The organism is Aurantiacibacter luteus, from assembly GCF_001010945.1.
In the GTDB taxonomy this organism is placed as follows: Bacteria; Pseudomonadota; Alphaproteobacteria; order Sphingomonadales; family Sphingomonadaceae; genus Alteraurantiacibacter; species Alteraurantiacibacter luteus.
Genome location: NZ_LBHB01000004.1, coordinates 22,206 through 39,300, shown reverse-complemented (window position 1 = coordinate 39,300; position 17,095 = coordinate 22,206). Strand labels below are relative to the sequence as shown.

Sequence of the window (17,095 nt, the reverse complement as noted above, 5' to 3'; positions counted from 1 at the left end):
CCTCTAGCCACATCGCGCGCGAAGGCTATAGCCGCTCGAAATAATCCGATGGGAGAGAATGCCTTGCCGATCAGGTCGTGGATGTTCGTGCCCGGCGACAGCGAGAGGAAGCTTGCCAAGGCGCCGGGCCTGGGCGCGGATGTCGTCATCATCGATCTGGAGGACGCGGTCGCGCCCGGTGCCAAGGCCGAGGCGCGGGGGACGACGCGCCGCTGGCTCGAGGACGTGCGCGCCGCCGAAGCGGTGGAGGGTGCGCCGCAATACTGGGTCCGCATCAACCCGCTCGACACGCCGCTGTGGCACCAGGACGTGGAGGCGGTAATCGCCGGCAAACCTGCCGGGCTGATGGTGCCCAAGGCGGGCGGCCCCGAACAGCTGCGGCGACTGGTGGAGATGCTCTACGAGATCGAGCCGCGCAACGGCATCGCGCCCGGCTCCACGCGGTTGCTGCCGCTGGTCAGCGAAACGCCGCGCGCCGCCATCTCCATCCCCGCCTACGGCATGGGCGAGGTCGAGATGCCGCGCCTCGCCGGGCTGACCTGGGGCGCGGAAGATCTCTCGGCCGCCATCGGGGCCGGCCGCAAGCGCGATGCCCACGGGCGCTGGACCGATGCCTTTCGAATGGTGCGCGCCACGGTCCTGCTGACCGCGCACGCCGCCGGGGTCGCCGCCATCGACACGCTGCACGCCGATTTCCGCGACGTCGCGGGTCTGCGGCGCGTGGCGCGCGATGCCTATCAGGACGGGTTTGCCGGGATGCTCGCCATCCACCCCTCGCAGGTCGAGCACATCAACGCCGCCTTCACCCCGAGTGAGACAGAGCTGGCGGAGGCGCGCGCCATAGTCGACCTGTTCGCCGCGAACCCGGGTGCAGGCGCGCTGCAACTCGACGGGCGAATGGTGGACCAGCCGCACCTCGTGCAGGCGCAGAAGCTGCTCGCGCAGGCGAGCTAGGCCCTATTCTTCGGCGGCGGGCTCGTCGGGCGCAGGCTCGTCGGGCGCGGGCTCGTCAGGCTCCTCGGCGGGTGCGTCCTGCCCTGCCGCAGCGGGACGGGCGGCAGCGGCGGGCGCGTCCTTGTCTCCCTCGTCACCCTCGCTCTCCTCCTCGCCATCGGCCTGCGGGGCCTGCGAGCGGACCTCGCCGAGCGGCAGCATGGCGTCGCTGATCGAGCCTTCGAGCACTTCGCCGCTCGCCTCGCGCCCGTCCTCGTCGACGGCGGGCGCATCGTCGCCGCAGCCCGCCAGCAGCAGCAAAGCGAAAAGGGGGGCGAGGTTGCGGGCAATCATGCGGGTGGCCTTTCGGGATCGTGGAGCGCGGCGAGGAAATCCCCGGCGCGGGCGAGCAATGCCCTATCCCAATCGTCCGGCGCAACCTCCAATCCCAGCGCGGCGAGGCTGGTGACGCCGTAGTCGGCGATGCCGCAGGGCACGATGCCGCCGAAATGCGCAAGGTCGGGGGCGAGGTTGACCGAGAAGCCGTGCATCGTCACCCACCGCCGCACGCGCACGCCGATGGCGCCGATCTTGGCTTCCGCCCCGGTCGCGTCGCGGGTCCAGATGCCGATGCGCTCGCACACGGCAAAGGCCTCCACCCCGAAGTCGGCGAGCGTGGCGATGACCCAGTTCTCCATCGCGTGGACGAAGCGGCGCACGTCGCGGTTGCGGCTGGCGAGATCGAGCAGCACGTAGGTCACCCGCTGGCCCGGCCCGTGGTAGGTGTAGCGCCCGCCGCGCCCGGCCTCGACCACCTCGAAGCGCGGATCGACCAGCTCGGCGGGGTCGGCGCTTGTGCCCGCGGTATAGACCGGCGGGTGCTCGAGCAGCCACACCAGTTCTTCCGCCTCGCCGGCGGAGATCGCACGGTTGCGCGCCTCCTGCTCGGCCATCGCCGCGCGGTAATCGACGAGCCCGCGGGAGCGACGCCATTCGATGCCCGGCGGCAATGCGGAGAAATCGGGGGTGTCCATGACCGTGCCTCCTTGCGTGGCGAGGGCCGCGCCGCTTATCAAGAGGCAGGACGAAATTCTGGGGGCACGAGGCACGACATGACGAAACTGGATCTGGGGTTGGCATGGAACGATGCGGTCGCCCTGCTGCGCGCGAACCTGCGGGTCGTGCTGGTCGTGGCGGGGGTATTCTTCTTCCTGCCCAATGTCGTCGCCGCCGTCGCCATGCCCCAGCCCGCCGAGCTGGAAGCCATGGCCTCTTCCCCCGACCTTGCCGAGAACATGGACGCCTTCATGGAAATGCTGACGGCCTACTACCAGAGCATCTGGTGGGTCTTCGCGCTGATCGCGCTGCTGCAGGCGGTGGGAATGCTCGGCCTGCTCGCCCTGCTGACCGACGCCTCGCGCCCCACCGTGGGCCAGGCGCTGGCCTTCGGGGCAAGGGCGCTGGTGCCCTATATCGTGGCGCAGTTGCTCGCCTCGCTGATCATGGTGATGGTCGTCGTGCTGCTGGTGGCAGTCGGCGCGGCGATCAACGTTGCCTTGGCCGTGGTGCTGGGCCTCGTCGCTCTGGTGCTGGCGGTCTACCTGTGGGTCAAGTTCTCGCTCGTCTCGCCGGTCATCGCCATCGAGAAGGTGATGAACCCGCTGCGCGCCATCATGCGCAGCTGGCAGCTGACCAAGGGCAACTCGCTGCGACTGTTCTTCTTCTACTTCCTGCTGGTGCTGGTCGCCGTGGTGATCTTCATCGTGGCGAGCATGGTCTTCTCGATCTTCGCGCTGGCGGGGGACGAGGCCGGGCTGTTCGCGTCTGCCGTGGGCGGATCGCTGGTGCAGATGGGCGTGCTGATCGCCTTCATCGGCGTGCTTGCCGCGGTGCATCGCCAGCTGGCCGGCGGATCGGCCCCGGCAGTGCGCGAGACTTTCGACTAGGCTACTCGGCCGCCTCTTCCAGCGCGGCCGCATCCTGCCAGCCCCAGGCGAGCACGCAGGGCGGGATGTTGCGCCATTCGAACCCGGTGGTCACACGCGGGAAGAAGCGCGCCGTCAGGTCGCGCGCCGCGGGCTTGAACTGATAGGTCATGAAGGCACCGCCCGCCCGGATCACCCGTGCCGTCGCCTCCACGATGCGCGGGCCCACGCCATCTGGCAGGGTCGAGAACGGCAGGCCTGACAGGACGTAGTCGGCCTTGTCGTGGCCGATCATCCGCACGATGTCCTCCACGTCCTCGGCGCTGCCGAGCACGGCGTGGAACCGGCTGTCGGAAATGGTGCGCTTGAGATAGTCGATGAACAGCGGGTTGGTGTCGATCACCAGCATCTCGCCGCCGCGCGGCAGCCGGTCTAGCACGGGGCGGCAGAAGGTGCCGACGCCCGGGCCGTATTCGACGAACAGCTTGCAGCGCTGCCAGTCGACAGGCCCCAGCACGGCATCGATGGTGAAGCGGCTGGAGGGGATGACCGATCCCACCATGCGCGGTTCTTCGAGGAAGCCCTTGAAGAAGACGCCTGCCGGGCCGAGCGCGCGCATCACGCGGCTGGAGAAACCCTCGCGGCGCTTCTCCGCAACATCGTGGCCGTTCATTTCGTGGAATACCTCTTCATCAAGGCCAATGCCTTGCCCGCCGGCCACGTGCTTTGCAAGCGTATCGCGACGGGCGGCGGGGTTGCCCGGGCGTGCCTCCTCCTTGAAGTGTCAGAGGATTTCCTCGACCTTTTCCTGCGGACGGCACAGCCGCACGCCCTTGTCCGTCTCGACCAGCGGGCGCTCGATCAGGATCGGCTCGGCGGCCATCGCGGCGAGAACGGTGGCGTCGTCGGCATCCGGCAGGCCGCGTTCCTCGGCATCGGTGCCGCGCAGGCGCAGACCCTCGGCAGGCGTCATCCCCGCATCGGCATAGAGCTGCGCTAGCCTGTCGGCAGTGGGCGGATGCTTGAGATACTCCACGACCTCAACCTCCACCCCGTCGCGCTCCTCCAGGATCGCGAGCGTCTTGCGCGAGGTGCCGCAGTTTGGGTTGTGCCAGATGGTTGCCTTCATCGTCTCGTCTCCTCTGCCAGCCGCCTAGCCACGCAGAAATTTCGCGCCAAGCTCAGATTGGGTGTTGTCATTGATAATCACTCGCAATAGAGGCGCTCTTGCAAATCAATCGCAATAGTTGCCGTGAGGGAATTTCATTTGTCGCCTGCCCGTGCCCGTTTCGTCCTGCTTGCCGGTATCGCCATCGTCCTGCCCGCCGCCGCCCACGCCGCCGATGAGGCGACTCCGGCCCCCGTGCCGCAGCGCGATTACCTCGGCGAAACCATCGTCGTCACCGGCGAGCGCGAGACCTACGTCGAATCGGACGGCTCCACCGCGATGCGCACGCCCACCCCGCTGATCGACGTGCCGCAGGCGGTCACCATCATCACCTCCGACCAGATCGAGGACCAGGCCGTCACCCAGCTCGGCGATGCGCTGCGCTTCGTGCCCGGCATCAGCATGGAATCGGGCGAAGGCCAGCGCGACGAGGTGTTCATTCGCGGGCAGGAGACCACGGCCGACTTCTATCTCGACGGGCTGCGCGACGATGCCCAGTACTTCCGCTCCCTTTACAACGTGGAACGGGTCGAGGTGCTGAAGGGCGCCAACGCGCTGATCTTCGGGCGCGGCGCGGGCGGCGGGGCGATCAACCGCGTGTCCAAGGTCGCCGAGTTCGACATGCCGATGATCGGCGCGAGCGCGCAGGTCGACAGCTTCGGCGCTCTCGCCTTCACCGGCGACGTCAACGTGGCCGCCGCCGATGGCCTCGCGCTGCGTTTGAACGGAACCTACGAGACCTTCGACAACCACCGCGATGTCTATGAAGGCCGCTTCTTCGGCCTCACGCCGACCCTCAGCGCCCGGCTCGGGCCGGACACCGTGCTCTACGCCACCTACACCTACGACGACGATCGCCGCGTCACCGACCGCGGCGTGCCCTCGCTGAACGGCCTGCCGCTGATGGGCTTCGACGAGACCTTTTTCGGCGATGCCGACTTCAATGACGCCACGGTCCAGGCGCACATCGCCCGCACCCGCATCGAGCACCGCTTCTCCGATGCGTGGAGCGCCAATGCCAGTGTGCAGTTCGCCGACTACGACAAGTATTACGGCAACGTGGTCCCCAGCAGCACCAACGGCACCACCGTCACGCTGTCGGGCTACGAGAGCACGACCGACCGGCAGAACCTGATCGGGCAGGCGAACCTAGTCGGCGAGTTCGAGACCGGCGGCATCGGCCACACCTTGCTGCTGGGCGCGGAGTTCACCACGTCCGACACCGATGCCACCCGCAACCAGGCGCGCTTCGGCGCGAACGGCGCGACCAGCTTCACCGTGCCGCTGGCCGAGCAGATCGCCGTGCCCGCCTTCACCCTCGTGCCGCAGCGGGCCAGCACCTCGGACCTGACGACCTTTTCGGCCTACGTGCAGGAGCAGCTCGATCTCGGCGTGGTGCAACTGGTCGCGGGGCTGCGGTTCGACCGCTTCGACCTCGAAAGCACCGACCTCGTCACCGGCTTCACCGGCGCGCGGGTTGACGAGGAGGTCAGCCCCCGCTTCGGCGTGATCGTGAAGCCGCAGGAGAACCTGTCGCTCTACGCCAGCTATGCCGAGAGCTTCCTGCCGCAGTCGGGCGACCAGTTCACGACGCTCGATTCCATTGGAGAGTCGCTCGATCCCGAGCAGTTCGAGAACCTCGAGCTGGGCGTGAAGTGGGCGCCGCATCGCGAACTGCTGCTGACGGGCGCGGTGTTCCAGCTGACGCGCAGCAACACCACCTCGATCGACGCGGCGACCGGCCTGACCGTGCTCGACGGCGAGAGCCGGGTGCGCGGTTTCGAGCTGGGGCTGGCGGGCGAGCCGGTGGACGGCCTCTCGCTCAACCTTGGCTACACCTACCTCGACGGCGAGATCACCGAGAGCAGCAGTGCCGGCCCCGCCGGGCGCACGTTGCAGCAGGTGCCCGAGCACTCCATCGCCGCCTGGGCGCGCTACGACGTGACCGACCGGCTGGGCTTCGGCGGCGGCGTGATCCACCAGTCGGACCAGTTCGCCAGTAACTCCAACGCCGTGGTCCTGCCCGCCTACACCCGTGTCGACGCGGCGGTGTATTTCGAGGCGACGGACACGCTCTCGCTCCAGCTCAACGTCGAGAACCTGCTGGACGAGACCTATTACGCCAGCGCCCACGGCGACAATAACATCCAGCCGGGCACGCCGCTGAACGCCAGTATCGGGGCGCGCCTACGGTTCTGAGCTTCCGCCCGAACTCCCTTCCGTCCCCGCACTCCCCCCTCCCATCGCGGGGACGGCGCGCGCCGCGTCCGCCGGGTCTATGCCCGGTGCGGGCGCGGCGCTGATGGTTTCGGCGCGGCGGGTGACGCGGCCCGCGCGCTGGATCGCCCGCACCAGCCGAGGATAGACGCCGCATCGGCACAGGTTGGGGATGGCGGCGCGGATGTCCTCTTCGCTCGGGTCCGGGTTGCGGCGCACCAGAGCGGCGGCGGCAATCGCGATGCCCGGCGTGCAGAACCCGCACTGGATCGCCTGCTCGGCCACCAGCGCCTGCTGCACCGGGTGGCTGCGGTCGCGCGACAGGCCCTCGATGGTTGTGATGGTCCGCCCCTCGGCGTCGGCCAGCGTGATGAGGCAGGAACGCAGCGCCTCGCCGTCCACCAGCACCATGCACGCGCTGCAATCGCCCACGCCGCAGCCGTACTTGGTGCCGGTGAGGTTGGCCGCGTCGCGCAGCGCCCACAGCAACGGCGTTGCCGGGTCGAGGGCGAAGTCCACGGGCCGCTCGTTGACGGTCATTGCGGTCATGAAAGGGGTCTTACTCGCTCAGTTGCGCCAGCTCGGATCGAGCGTGTCTATCTTGCGCGTCCAGGCCTCGAAGTCGAGCTTGCCGAAGGCGTCCGTCAGCGTCTTGTTCCCGTCGCGCTGGTGGGTGGCGATGACCTCGTCCGAAACGAGGATGGGCGCGCCCATGGCCGCGGTCTTGACCTGGATCTCGCAGGCGCGCTGGAGCATGTAGTACTTGAGGAACATCTCGTGGATGGTGCGCCCCATCACCACCGGGCCGTGGTTCTTCAGCATCAGCACGCTATGCTCGCCTACGTTGGCGATCAGCCGCTCGCCCTCCTCCGCGCGCACGGTGATGCCCTCGAAGTCGTGATAGCCGATGCCGCCTGCGAAGAAGCACGAATAGAAGTTCGACGCCTGCAGTCCGCCCTCGGTGGCGCAGACGGCCATGGTGTCGGGCGTGTGCGTGTGGACGATGGCATGGGCGTGCGGCAGGCGCTTGTGAAACACCGAATGCTGCACGAAGCCGGCAAGGTTCACCGGGTAGGGATTGTCGCCGAGCTTGTTGCCCTCGCCGTCGATCTTGACGAGGTTGCTGGCGGTCACCTCGTCCCACAAGAGGCCGAAGGGGTTGATCAGGAAATGATCGTCCGTCCCCGGCACGCGCAGGGTGATGTGGTTGTAGATGCTCTCGCACCAGCCGAGGTGGGCGAAGATGCGGTAGGCGGCGGCGAGATCGAGCCGCGCGGCCCATTCCTCCGCGCTGCATTCCATGCGGGACTTGAGCTGGGTGGCCATGACCGTCCTCTCCTTCATGCGCGCCTCTCCTAGCACGAGCCACCGGCCTTGTCGCAAGTCCCGCCGAGCCGCGGTCGATCGTCCTTCCCTGCGGAACGCGAGAGGGGGACCGTCCGTAGAAGGACGAGGGGACGCCGAAGTCCTGCAAGGAGAGACGATGACCACGACAGCACGCGTCGCCATCTGCCCCGGCGAGGGCAAGGAATTCAACATGGCCGAGGTGACGCTCGACGACCTGCGCGAGGACGAACTGCTCGTCCGCGTCGTCGCCACCGACATCTGCCACACCGACATGGCGGTGCGCGACCAGCAGTTGCCCACCCCGCTTCCCGCCGTGCTGGGGCACGAGGGCGCCGGCATTGTCGAGGCGGTGGGCAGCAAGGTTTCCGCCGCCGGGGTCGGCGACCGCGTCATCATGAGCTTCAACTCCTGCGGCCACTGCCCGAGCTGCGAGGTCGACGCGCCGACCTACTGCTACGAATTCGGCCCCAACAACTTCGCCGGCCGCCGGCCCGACGGCTCGGCCACGATCACCCGCGACGGGGAGGAGATCGGCGGCAATTTCTTCGGCCAGTCGAGTTTCGCCACCCACGCCATCGCGCACGAGCGCAACGTGGTGCGCGTGCCCGACAGCGCGGCGGACCTGCCGCTCGAACGCCTCGCGCCGCTGGGCTGCGGGCTGATGACGGGCGCGGGCGCGGTACTCAGGAGCATGGAGGTGCGCGAGGGCCTGCCCATCGCCGTCTTCGGCACCGGCACGGTGGGCCTTGCCGCGGTGATGGCGGCAAAGATCGCCGGGGCGGACCCGATCATCGCGGTCGACATGCACGAAAGCCGCCTGGAACTGGCGAAGGAACTGGGCGCCACGCACACTGTCAAGGCCGGGGACGATGCGATGGACAGGCTCAAGGAAGCCGCGCCCGATGGCCTCGCCTATGCTTTTGACACGACTGGCGTGAAAAAGGTGATCGAGAGCGTATTCGAGCAGATCGCCCCAAAAGGCATCCTTGGCCTCGTCGGCGCCAGCCCGCCTGAGGACATGCTCAAGCTCAACGAGGCATCGCTGATGGGCGGGGGCAAGCGGGTGATCGGCATTCTCGGCGGCGACAGCGACATCGCCGGCTTCATCTGCGAGCTCATCGCCTATCACCAGGACGGCAAGTTCCCCTTTGACCGCCTTATCGAATATTTCGACTTCGACGACATCAACGCCGGGATCGAGGCTAGCGAGAGCGGCGAGGTGGTGAAGCCGGTGCTGCGCATCTCGCCCGAGTAGCGCAGCGCGGGCCGGCTTCGGGGCGCGACAGGGGCCGACCTGCCTGCAAGCAAGCATTTGCCTTTAGCGCCCCCTCCCCTAAGGCGCCGCATGGCCGAAACCCACCACGACCAGTCCAAGCCGGACAGCGATTCCGCGAAACTCGTCCACGGCTCCATCGCTGGGCACATCTTCCGGCAGACCTACCCGGTCGTCTTCGGCGTAGCGGCGATCATGTCGATCGGCATCATCGATGCCTATTTCGTCGGTAACCTGGGGCCGGACAACCTCGCCGCGATCAGCTTCATCTTCCCCGTCACCACGGCGCTCTCCAGCCTCGGCGTGGGCGTGATCGCGGGCACCAGCTCGGTGGTCAGCCGCGCGCTGGGCAAGGGGGATGACGAGGCCGCGGCGGAGGCGGCGAATGTCGCCGTGCTGCTGTCCTTCGTGATCGGCGTCGCCATCGCCGCTGCGCTCTACTTCGGCCGCACGCAGCTGTTCGAGCTGATGCAGGCCGAAGAAGCGCAGCTCGGCCTGATCGACGCCTACATGGTGCCCTTCGCCCTCGCGTTCCCGTTGCTGCTGCTGGTCATGGGCTTCAACGGCGTGCTGCGCGGACAGGGCGCGGCCAAGCGCAGCACGGCGATCCTCATCAGCTTTGCGGCAGCCAACTGGGTGCTCGATCCGATCCTCATCAACGGTGCCTTCGGCTTCGAGGGGCTGGGCATCGTCGGCGCGAGCTATGCCACGGTGGCGGGCTGGGCGCTGGGCTGCGCGGTCGGGTTCTGGCTGATGCAGACGGGCCAGCTGCCGTTCCACCCACGCCACCTCGCCCGGTGCGACTGGCGCGCAAGCGTGACCGCGCTGGCACGGGTGGCGGGCCCGGCTTCCTTTTCCAACGCCATCAACCCCATCGGCCTGTCCGTCCTTACCGCCATGATCGCGGCCGAGGGCGCGTCGGCCGTGGCGGGCTTCGGCATCGGGGGGCGGTTGCAGACCTTTGCCGTGGTGCCGCTGCTCGCGCTGTCGAGCTCGATCGGCGCGATCGTCGGACAGAACTGGGGCGCGGAGGAGATGGGGCGCGTGCGCCGCGCGCTGATGATCAGCTTCGGGTTCTGCGTGGTCTACGGCCTTGCCGCCGCCGCCGTGCTGTTCGTGGGGCGCGACTGGTTCTCCAGCCGCTTCAGCGACGATGCCGCCGCGGTCCAAGCCTCGGTGCGCTACTTGCAGATCGCTGTCTGGGGCTATGCGGCCTACGGGCTGCTGATCGTGGCGAACGGCGTGTTCAACGCCATCGACCGCGCGGGCGTGGCGCTGGCGCTGTCGGTCGCGCGGGTACTGCTGGTGATGGTGCCGTTCGCTTGGGTGTTGCGCGGGAGCTGGGGCGCGGACGCGATCTACGCCGCGGAACTGGCGAGCAACCTTGCAGGCGCCGCGGCGAGCCTGCTGGTCTGTGCGATGGCGGTGGGGTTGTTCGGCATGAAGCGCCGGGCCGAGGCCGCCACCTGACAGGCGGCCCCGGCCGGCGGAAAGGTATCAGTCCAGCGGGCGCGAGCTGCCGAAGAACAGCGCCTGGCTGATCGCGGCACGCACGGTGTCTTCCTGGAACGGCTTGGTGATGAGGTAGGTCGGCTCGGGCCGGTCGCCCGTCAGCAGCCGCTCCGGATAGGCGGTGATGAAGATCACCGGCACGCTGTCGATGGCGAGGATATCGTCCACCGCGTCGAGGCCCGAGGAGCCGTCGGCCAGCTGGATATCCGCCAGCACCAGGCCCGGGGTCGCCTTGGCGACGACTTCCTGCGCCTGCGTGCGGGTGGCCGCGGTGCCGCAGATGTCGTGGCCCAGCGAGCGCACGAGGTCTTCCAGCTGCATCGAAATGAGCGGCTCGTCCTCGATGATGAGAACGCTGGTGGTGGTCTCGCGCTCGATCTCGCCCACGGCCTCGCGCACCAGCGATTCGACGTCGGCCTCGCTCACGCCCATGATCTCGGCGGCCTCGGCGGGAGAGAAATCCTCCACCGTGGTCAGCAGCAGGGCCTGGCGGTTGGTGGGCGTAATGCGTCGCAGCTGATCCTGCGCGCCCATCTCGTGCACCGAGCCCGCGGTTTGCTCCTCGCCCACTTCCATGTAGGCGCTGGACCACAGCTTGTTGAAGGCGCGGTAGAGGGGAACGCGGCCGCCGCGAAGGCTCTCGGCCAGCTCCTCGTCGGCCAGTGCCGCTTCGAGGGTGGCTTGCACGAAGGCATCGCCGGTGGACTGGGAGCCGGTCAGCGCGCGGGCGTAACGGCGGAGAAACGGAAGATGAGCTGCGACTTCGGCGCCGATCGACATAAATACCCTTCCCGAACAAGTTCGTCGCCCAAGAACGCCTGCGCGCGCGGAGGGTTCCGGCGCGGTGGCTGGGCTCGGGAAACGCCCTAAAATCGGCCGCCCCGCCAGTCGACCAATTTTTTTTCATTTTTTTCGTTGACCCCGGGAACGCAAATTCGGGCGCGTCATTTAGTCTATGTCACCGCCGAGACCCCCCTCCCGTCCAAGCGGCTGGTGATACGATCCCGAAAGGCCTCCGTTCAAAACGAACGGAGGCCTTTTTTTCTTGCCCGGCACTTGAGAAGATAACCGAGGGCATGAAAAAGGGGCCGCGCAGGCCACTCGTTTCGGTCGATGATGGACTGGGTATTCAGCCCAGCAGGCGTGCGAACAGGCCCTTCTTCTGCCCTGCTGCCAGTTCGCTCACCAGCAGGTCGGGATCGTAGGGCTTTTCGAACACCGGGCCCAGTTCGGCAACTTCGGGCGGAATGGCCTCGGGCGATCCGGTGGAAAACGCGATGCGCGGCGGACGCGCGCCCAGCATGGTGACGAGTTCGGCGATGGCCCAGCCGTCGTTGCGATCGCCCAAGTGCACATCGAGGACGATGGCATCGGTGCGCTCGTCCTTCTCCAGTTCCAGCTTGGTTGCCGCCATCGTCGGGCAGATCACCACTTCCTTGGTACCGGCGCGCAGGAAGGCATCTTCCAGCGTCATTGCCAGGACGGGATCGTCCTCCACCAGCAGCACGCGCCCGAGCGGCTTGCCGCGCTTCGCGGGCGACGGGGCGTTCTCTGGAGCGGGGGCATTCGATGGCATGGTTTGCGAGCCTTTCGGATGCGCTTGCCGCATCCAGTCACCCCAACGCCGTGCGCGGCGCGCAAGTTCCCCGGGCTTTTGTGCAAGCTGGTCTAAAGCGCTTTCTCGTAAATGCGGTACTCGCGGTTGATGGTGGCATCGATGGCCTCGGCGATGGCGACCATCCCCTGGTTGTCTTCGAGGATCCAGCCCATCTCGCCGCGCTGCGCCCCGTGGCTGCCCACGGCATAGCGGCGGATATACTCGATCATCATGAAAGCCAGCTGGCTCGCCATCCGCGAGTTCTGGTACTTGGGCAGCACGCCCATCAGCGGCACGCGGAAGTCGGCCTGCTTCGGATTGCGCAGCCACCAAAGCAGCTTGGCCCAGTTGAACGGGAATAGCTTGCCGCCGTACTTGATCAGCTTCTTGTTCATGTCCGGCCAAGCCAGCATGAAGGCCGCCGGCTCGCCGTCGACATAGGCTATCATGTTCGCGCCCTTGAGGATCAGCGGTTTCAGCTTCTTCGCGCCATAGGCCTTTTCGGTCTCGGTAAAGGGTACGAAGCCCCAGTTCTTCGACCAGGCCTGATTCAGGATGTCGATGCAGATCGCCGCCTCCTCGTCGAACCGCGAGAGATCGACCTCGCGCACCACGATCCGGCTCGACCGCTCGCCCAAGGCGACGATGCGGTCGATGAGGTCGGGAAAGCCGTCGGGCAGGGTATTCAGCTCGTAAGTATAGAGGCTCTTGGCCTTGGCGTAGCCCTGGTGCTCGACCCATCCCTGGTACTCGGCCTTGTTGTGCCCCATCAGCAGCATCGGCGGGTGGTCGAAGCCTTGGACCAGCAGGCCCGGCTCCTCCCAGACGGACAGGCTGATGGGCGCGAGCACGCGGGTCATGCCCTGTTCGCGCAGCCATTCCTCGGCGCGGGCGATGAGCGCGGCGGCGACGGCCTCGTCGGCGGCCTCGAACATACCCCAGTTGCCGGTGCCCGGACCCATGCCCTGCTCGGGCGGCTGTTCGAGTGCCAGCTCGTCGTAGTGCGCGGAAATGCGCCCGACAACCTCGCCGCCCCGGCGGGCGAGGAACAGCTGCACCTTGGCGTGCTCGTGAAAGGGGTTCTTGCCCGGCGTCAGCAGTTCCCTGACGTCGGCGCGCAGCGGCGGCACCCAGTTGGGGTCATCCGCATTCAGCCTGTAGGTGAGTTCGATGAACGCATCGAGGTCACCCTTGCCCGAAACCGGGTCGATCCTTATCTCGTCAGCCACGCCGCGCGCCTTTCGTTCAGCCTGGCGCAGCACTGGTTGCGCCATGGGCAGCGTGTCAAGCGAGACAGTTCGGGAATCCGCCAGAGTGAACAATGCGACGCCCCTTGGGGACCAGACCGTGCCGGGCGCAGCGCCTGCGCGCCGCCGCGTCCATGCCGACATTCCGGACGACAAGGCCATGCTGCGCGCCGCGGTCGAGCTGACGCGCGACATCAACGAGGCGAAGCCCGCGATCTACTGGCCCGACATGGTGGGCTCCGCGCTGGTGGGGTACGGCGCACTGGCGGGCACTATCCTGGCCGAAACCACTTGGGTGGCCTGGGCCTGCGCCGTCGTGGCCGTCCTCGCGCTCTACCGCGCACTGTTGTTCATTCACGAAATCAGCCACCTGCACCGCGATGCCCTGCCCGGCTTCCGCACCGCGTGGAACCTGCTCGTCGGCATTCCCATGCTGACTCCCAGCCTGATGTACGAGGCCGTCCACACCCTCCACCACGCGCGCACCAAGTACGGCACGCTGGAGGATCCCGAATACATGCCACTGGCGCTGATGAAGCCGTGGAGTTTGCCGCTGTTCGTGTTCGTCGCCGCGCTGGCGCCCGTCGCGCTGCTCTTCCGCTGGGGCGTGCTGACCCCGCTCGGCCTCGTCATCCCGCCGCTGCGCCGCCTGGCGTGGGAGCGGTTCTCCGCGCTGTCGATCAATCCGCAGTTCCGCCGCAAGCCGGCCGACGAAAAGATGCGCCGCTGGTTCCTGTTTCAGGAAACGGGAGCGAGTCTCTGGGCTCTGTTCCTCATCTCCACCCCGTTCTGGCTCGGCTGGCGGCCGCTGCTGATCGCCATGGCGGTGGCCGCGGCCGTCGCCGTGTTCAACCAACTGCGCACGCTGGTGGCTCACCTGTGGGAGAACGAGGGCGAGGCGATGACCGTGACCGCGCAGTACCTCGACAGCGTCAACGTACCGCGCTTCATCGCCGGGGCCTGGGCGCCGGTCGGCCTGCGCTATCACGCCGTGCATCACCTCATCCCGTCGATGCCCTACCACTCGCTGCACGAGGCGCATCGCCGCATTTCCGCGCACCTCGGGCCAGAATCGACCTTTAACGAGTCCAGCCATGCCGGAATGTGGCCGCTGGTCGGGCGCATCGCCCGCTCGACGATGGGGCGTCGCGGCTAGGCCCGGTCAGAGCCCGTCCGGCTGGGGCAGGCGCTCCGGCTCACCCGTAACGGCATCGACCGGCTCCTCGTCGCTCGGCGCGGATGCCGCGCCCGGCTCGCCGTTCGCCGACGCATCGTCGGTGGACACCGCATCGGCGGGCATCGGATCGACAACTGGGGCCTGTTCGACCATGGCAGGCTCCTCGGCGGAAACGACTATGTCGTCGCTTTCGTCGCCGCCGCTCTCGCCGCAGCCGGCGAGCGCGATCAGCGGCAGGGCTGCCAGCAAGGCAAATCGCGTCATGGTCATCACTCCTCGGTACGGACGAGCACGGTCTCGCCCACGAACAGGAACAGGAAGAACGGCGCCCAAGCGGCGATCAGCGGCGGGTAGCCGCCGAAGCTGCCCATCGCCAGCGCGGCATTGTCGACCACGAAGTAGGCGAAGCCCAGCGCCATGCCGATCACCGCGCGGATGAACAGGTTGCCCGACCGCGCGAGGCCGAAACCCGCCACCGCGCCGAGCAGCGGCATCAGCACGGCCGACAGCGGGCCGGAGAGCTTGTGCCACCACTTTGCCTCCAGCTCGCTGGTGCGCCGATCCGCCGATTGCAGCGCCGCGATCGAGCGCGACAGTTCGGGCAGCGTCTCGGCATCGGCATCCACCCGGCGCAGCTCCACCTGGTCCAGCGTCAGGCCGGGCGCGACGGTCAGTTGCGCCTCGTTGCGGGTCTGCGCGGTGCCGACATCGAATACCGAAGCGTCCGTCAGTGCCCATCCCCGGTCCGCCCCGGCATAGGTGGCGTGCGCGGCATCCACCTGACGCACGATCATCCCGTTGTCGTCACGCTCATAGAACGAGACGTCAGTCAGCACCGTGTCCGCCCCGCGCCCGGCTGCGGTCGCCGCCATCAGTATGTCGTTGCCGTCGTTGAAATAGACGTTGCTGCGCGTCGCCGGATCGGCGGGAATCGCGGCATAGTCGACCGCCTCCCACGCCTTCAGCGTGGCGTTGGCGCGGGTGACGACGCGCTCATTGAACGCGAACGACAGCCCTGCCACCAGCACCCCGACCAGCAACAGCGGGGCGAGGATCTGGTGGGCCGAAAGCCCCGCCGCCTTCATCGCGATGACCTCGGAATTCTGGTTCAGCCCGGCCAGTGTGATGATCGTCGCCAGCAGCACGGAGTAGGGCAGGAAGCGCGACACGAGCTGCGGCACGCGCAGGCTGGCGTAGGCCAGCAGCTCGCCCTGCCCGTTGCCCGGCACCGCGAGGATGTCGCCCGTCTTGCCGAGCAGGTCGAGCATCATCAGCACCAGCACCAGCATGGCCAGCACGGCCACGATGCGGGTGACGAACATCTTCGCCAGATAAATCGTCAGAACGCGCGAGGGGAAGAAATCAAGCAGCACCGGCCAGCCCCTCGCGCTGATGGGAGGACGCGCCCGCATCATCCTCGTCGTCGAACTCGTCGTCGGGCACGAAGCCCTTCAGCTTGTCGCGGCCGAGGATCTTGCGCAGGCGCCGGCGGATCTTCTTCCAGAAACTCTCGAGGAAGCCGATGGCCTGCCCGCCGGGCACGAAGGCAACCTGGTAGAACATCCACAGGATCGCCGCGGCCATCAGCGCGAAGGGTCCCCACAGCGCCAGGAAGGGATCGACCTGGCCGAGCGCGGCGACATCCGATCCGTACTGGTTGATCTTGTGATAGGCGACGACGATCACGATCGACAGGAACACGCCGAGCGAACTGGTCGAACGCTTGGGCGGGATCGCCAGCGCCACTGCCAGCAGCGGCAGCAGTAGCATCATGACGACCTCCACCATGCGATAGTTGAAGGCGGCCTGGCTCGCCGCCCGCTCCATGCTCGTGCTCTCGGGGCTCCAGCCGATCTCGAGCAGCTGAGGCAGCACGTATTCGCGTTCGTCGTCGCCGCGGGCGCGAAATTCCTCCAGCGCGGGCAGGTCGATCGGCAGGTCGTGCTGGCTGAAGCTGAGCACGCGCGGCGAACCGCCGACCACGTCGTGTACGATCGTGCCGTCGAGCAGGCGCAGCACCAGCGTGTTGCGATCCTCGCGGTTGGCGAGGAAACGCCCCTCGCGCGCGGTGATCGAGAGCACCTGCCCGCGGCTGTCCTCCAGCCGGGCGAAGATGCCGTCGAGCTGGCGCCCGTCGTCGCGGCTTCCCTCGATCCGCAAGGCCAGGCGCCGGTCGATGGTGTTGAATTCGCCCACCTTGATCGATGCGCCGAGCGCGCCCGACTGCAGTTCGAACTCCATCTCCTCGTAGGCGAAACGGGCGTTGGGCTGGATGTAGCCGACGATGGCGAAGTTGAGCGCCACCAGCACGAAGGTGATGAGATAGGGCACCCTCAGCAGCCGGGTGTAGGACCAGCCGACCGCGCGCATCACGTCGAGCTCGCTCGACATGGCGAGCTTGCGGAAGGCGAACAGCACGCCGAGCATCAGGCCGAGCGGAATGGCGAGCCCGGCGTATTCGGGCACGAGGTTGGCGAGCATGGAGAACACGACACCGATGGGCCCGCCCTCGGTACTGACGAATTCGAACAGTCGCAGCATCTTCTCCAGCATCAGCAGGCTCGCCGCCAGCACGAAGATGCCGAGCATGGGCACCACCGTCAGGCGGAAGATGTAGCGGTCGGCGGAGGTGATGAAGCGGGACACGTGGTTCGTTAAGCCGGAGGAGCGGGCGCGGGTTCCCGCGCGCCTTACCCGCA

At 67.5% G+C, this 17,095-nt stretch carries 18 protein-coding genes; 6 read left to right on the top strand and 12 right to left on the bottom strand.

The features are described from left to right. Positions 1-48: 48 nt before the first annotated feature. A complete protein-coding gene (locus AAW00_RS12965) occupies positions 49-954 on the top strand; it encodes an HpcH/HpaI aldolase/citrate lyase family protein (protein ID WP_047004869.1) in 906 nt (301 codons plus the stop codon). A gap of 3 nt (positions 955-957) precedes the next feature. Here the strand turns inward: AAW00_RS12965 and AAW00_RS12960 are convergent, their stop codons facing one another. Both AAW00_RS12960 and lipB read right to left on the bottom strand, forming a co-directional pair. Continuing rightward, positions 958-1,287 (bottom strand): hypothetical protein, encoded by a 330-nt coding sequence (locus AAW00_RS12960; protein ID WP_047004868.1) that lies wholly within the window; start codon positions 1,285-1,287, stop codon positions 958-960. Next, positions 1,284-1,967: a lipoyl(octanoyl) transferase LipB gene (gene lipB / locus AAW00_RS12955; protein ID WP_047005003.1), complete on the bottom strand. Its 684-nt coding sequence runs from the start codon at positions 1,965-1,967 to the stop codon at positions 1,284-1,286. The genes AAW00_RS12960 and lipB overlap by 4 nt, the downstream gene beginning before the upstream one ends. A gap of 78 nt (positions 1,968-2,045) precedes the next feature. Between lipB and AAW00_RS12950 the strand changes: the two genes are divergently transcribed. Next, positions 2,046-2,879 (top strand): glycerophosphoryl diester phosphodiesterase membrane domain-containing protein, encoded by an 834-nt coding sequence (locus AAW00_RS12950; protein WP_047004867.1) that lies wholly within the window; start codon positions 2,046-2,048, stop codon positions 2,877-2,879. A 1-nt stretch (position 2,880) separates the two neighbouring features. On the opposite strand, the gene AAW00_RS12945 is transcribed toward AAW00_RS12950, so the two are convergent. Together AAW00_RS12945 and arsC are read right to left on the bottom strand one after the other, a co-directional pair. Beyond that, entirely contained in the window at positions 2,881-3,531 is a 651-nt protein-coding gene (locus AAW00_RS12945; protein WP_047004866.1) for a class I SAM-dependent methyltransferase, read from the bottom strand. A 111-nt stretch (positions 3,532-3,642) separates the two neighbouring features. Then, positions 3,643-3,987 (bottom strand): arsenate reductase (glutaredoxin), encoded by a 345-nt coding sequence (arsC, locus tag AAW00_RS12940; RefSeq protein WP_047004865.1) that lies wholly within the window; start codon positions 3,985-3,987, stop codon positions 3,643-3,645. Between the two features lie 138 nt (positions 3,988-4,125). Here arsC and AAW00_RS12935 point away from each other — a divergent pair, with 138 nt between their 5' ends. After that, complete coding sequence (locus AAW00_RS12935; protein WP_052761948.1) at positions 4,126-6,225, top strand: TonB-dependent receptor; 2,100 nt, start codon at positions 4,126-4,128, stop codon at positions 6,223-6,225. Here AAW00_RS12935 and AAW00_RS12930 read toward each other — a convergent pair. Together AAW00_RS12930 and AAW00_RS12925 are read right to left on the bottom strand one after the other, a co-directional pair. After that, entirely contained in the window at positions 6,214-6,792 is a 579-nt protein-coding gene (locus tag AAW00_RS12930; protein ID WP_047004864.1) for a (2Fe-2S)-binding protein, read from the bottom strand. The two genes, AAW00_RS12935 and AAW00_RS12930, sit on opposite strands and share 12 nt — an antisense overlap. Before the next feature lie 18 nt (positions 6,793-6,810). Then, positions 6,811-7,569 (bottom strand): class II aldolase/adducin family protein, encoded by a 759-nt coding sequence (locus tag AAW00_RS12925; RefSeq protein WP_047005001.1) that lies wholly within the window; start codon positions 7,567-7,569, stop codon positions 6,811-6,813. Between the two features lie 157 nt (positions 7,570-7,726). Between AAW00_RS12925 and AAW00_RS12920 the strand changes: the two genes are divergently transcribed. Continuing rightward, on the top strand, positions 7,727-8,845 hold the full coding sequence (locus AAW00_RS12920) for an NAD(P)-dependent alcohol dehydrogenase (RefSeq protein WP_047004863.1): 1,119 nt from the start codon (positions 7,727-7,729) through the stop codon (positions 8,843-8,845). 90 nt (positions 8,846-8,935) lie between these two features. Then, a complete protein-coding gene (locus AAW00_RS12915; protein WP_047004862.1) occupies positions 8,936-10,333 on the top strand; it encodes an MATE family efflux transporter in 1,398 nt (465 codons plus the stop codon). Positions 10,334-10,360: 27 nt separating this feature from the next. Here AAW00_RS12915 and AAW00_RS12910 read toward each other — a convergent pair whose 3' ends face one another. The 3 genes from AAW00_RS12910 to AAW00_RS12900 all read right to left on the bottom strand — a co-directional run bounded on the left by AAW00_RS12910 (position 10,361) and on the right by AAW00_RS12900 (position 13,246). After that, the gene (locus AAW00_RS12910; protein ID WP_047004861.1) at positions 10,361-11,155 is read right to left on the bottom strand and encodes a response regulator; all 795 of its coding nucleotides are present in this window, start codon (positions 11,153-11,155) and stop codon (positions 10,361-10,363) included. Positions 11,156-11,504: 349 nt separating this feature from the next. Next, the gene (locus tag AAW00_RS12905; protein ID WP_047005000.1) at positions 11,505-11,951 is read right to left on the bottom strand and encodes a response regulator; all 447 of its coding nucleotides are present in this window, start codon (positions 11,949-11,951) and stop codon (positions 11,505-11,507) included. 92 nt (positions 11,952-12,043) lie between these two features. Continuing rightward, complete coding sequence (locus AAW00_RS12900; protein ID WP_047004860.1) at positions 12,044-13,246, bottom strand: hypothetical protein; 1,203 nt, start codon at positions 13,244-13,246, stop codon at positions 12,044-12,046. Positions 13,247-13,286: 40 nt separating this feature from the next. On the opposite strand from AAW00_RS12900, the gene AAW00_RS12895 reads away from it, so the two are divergent. Next, positions 13,287-14,375 carry a fatty acid desaturase family protein gene (locus AAW00_RS12895; protein WP_420911637.1) on the top strand — a complete coding sequence of 363 codons (1,089 nt, stop codon included), beginning with the start codon at positions 13,287-13,289 and terminating at the stop codon, positions 14,373-14,375. Between the two features lie 6 nt (positions 14,376-14,381). Here AAW00_RS12895 and AAW00_RS12890 read toward each other — a convergent pair whose 3' ends face one another. Genes AAW00_RS12890 through AAW00_RS12880 form a run of 3 tightly spaced genes read right to left on the bottom strand, consistent with a single transcriptional unit; the run spans position 14,382 to position 17,042 of the window. Beyond that, a complete protein-coding gene (locus AAW00_RS12890) occupies positions 14,382-14,660 on the bottom strand; it encodes a hypothetical protein (RefSeq protein WP_047004998.1) in 279 nt (92 codons plus the stop codon). 5 nt (positions 14,661-14,665) lie between these two features. Further along, entirely contained in the window at positions 14,666-15,769 is a 1,104-nt protein-coding gene (lptG, locus tag AAW00_RS12885; protein ID WP_047004997.1) for an LPS export ABC transporter permease LptG, read from the bottom strand. After that, positions 15,759-17,042, bottom strand: a complete 1,284-nt coding sequence (locus AAW00_RS12880; protein WP_063359826.1) for an LptF/LptG family permease — start codon at positions 17,040-17,042, stop codon at positions 15,759-15,761. The genes lptG and AAW00_RS12880 overlap by 11 nt, the downstream gene beginning before the upstream one ends. Positions 17,043-17,095: the final 53 nt, after the last annotated feature.

Coding starts and splice junctions, on each gene's coding strand:
- lipB (WP_047005003.1), bottom strand. CDS start 1,967: ATGGACACCCCCGATTTCTCCGCATTGCCGCCGGGCATCGAATGGCGT.
- AAW00_RS12965 (WP_047004869.1), top strand. CDS start 49: ATGGGAGAGAATGCCTTGCCGATCAGGTCGTGGATGTTCGTGCCCGGC.
- AAW00_RS12905 (WP_047005000.1), bottom strand. CDS start 11,951: ATGCCATCGAATGCCCCCGCTCCAGAGAACGCCCCGTCGCCCGCGAAG.
- AAW00_RS12960 (WP_047004868.1), bottom strand. CDS start 1,287: ATGATTGCCCGCAACCTCGCCCCCCTTTTCGCTTTGCTGCTGCTGGCG.
- AAW00_RS12950 (WP_047004867.1), top strand. CDS start 2,046: ATGACGAAACTGGATCTGGGGTTGGCATGGAACGATGCGGTCGCCCTG.
- AAW00_RS12945 (WP_047004866.1), bottom strand. CDS start 3,531: ATGAACGGCCACGATGTTGCGGAGAAGCGCCGCGAGGGTTTCTCCAGC.
- AAW00_RS12920 (WP_047004863.1), top strand. CDS start 7,727: ATGACCACGACAGCACGCGTCGCCATCTGCCCCGGCGAGGGCAAGGAA.
- AAW00_RS12910 (WP_047004861.1), bottom strand. CDS start 11,155: ATGTCGATCGGCGCCGAAGTCGCAGCTCATCTTCCGTTTCTCCGCCGT.
- AAW00_RS12915 (WP_047004862.1), top strand. CDS start 8,936: ATGGCCGAAACCCACCACGACCAGTCCAAGCCGGACAGCGATTCCGCG.
- AAW00_RS12925 (WP_047005001.1), bottom strand. CDS start 7,569: ATGGCCACCCAGCTCAAGTCCCGCATGGAATGCAGCGCGGAGGAATGG.
- AAW00_RS12890 (WP_047004998.1), bottom strand. CDS start 14,660: ATGACGCGATTTGCCTTGCTGGCAGCCCTGCCGCTGATCGCGCTCGCC.
- arsC (WP_047004865.1), bottom strand. CDS start 3,987: ATGAAGGCAACCATCTGGCACAACCCAAACTGCGGCACCTCGCGCAAG.
- AAW00_RS12900 (WP_047004860.1), bottom strand. CDS start 13,246: ATGGCGCAACCAGTGCTGCGCCAGGCTGAACGAAAGGCGCGCGGCGTG.
- AAW00_RS12930 (WP_047004864.1), bottom strand. CDS start 6,792: ATGACCGCAATGACCGTCAACGAGCGGCCCGTGGACTTCGCCCTCGAC.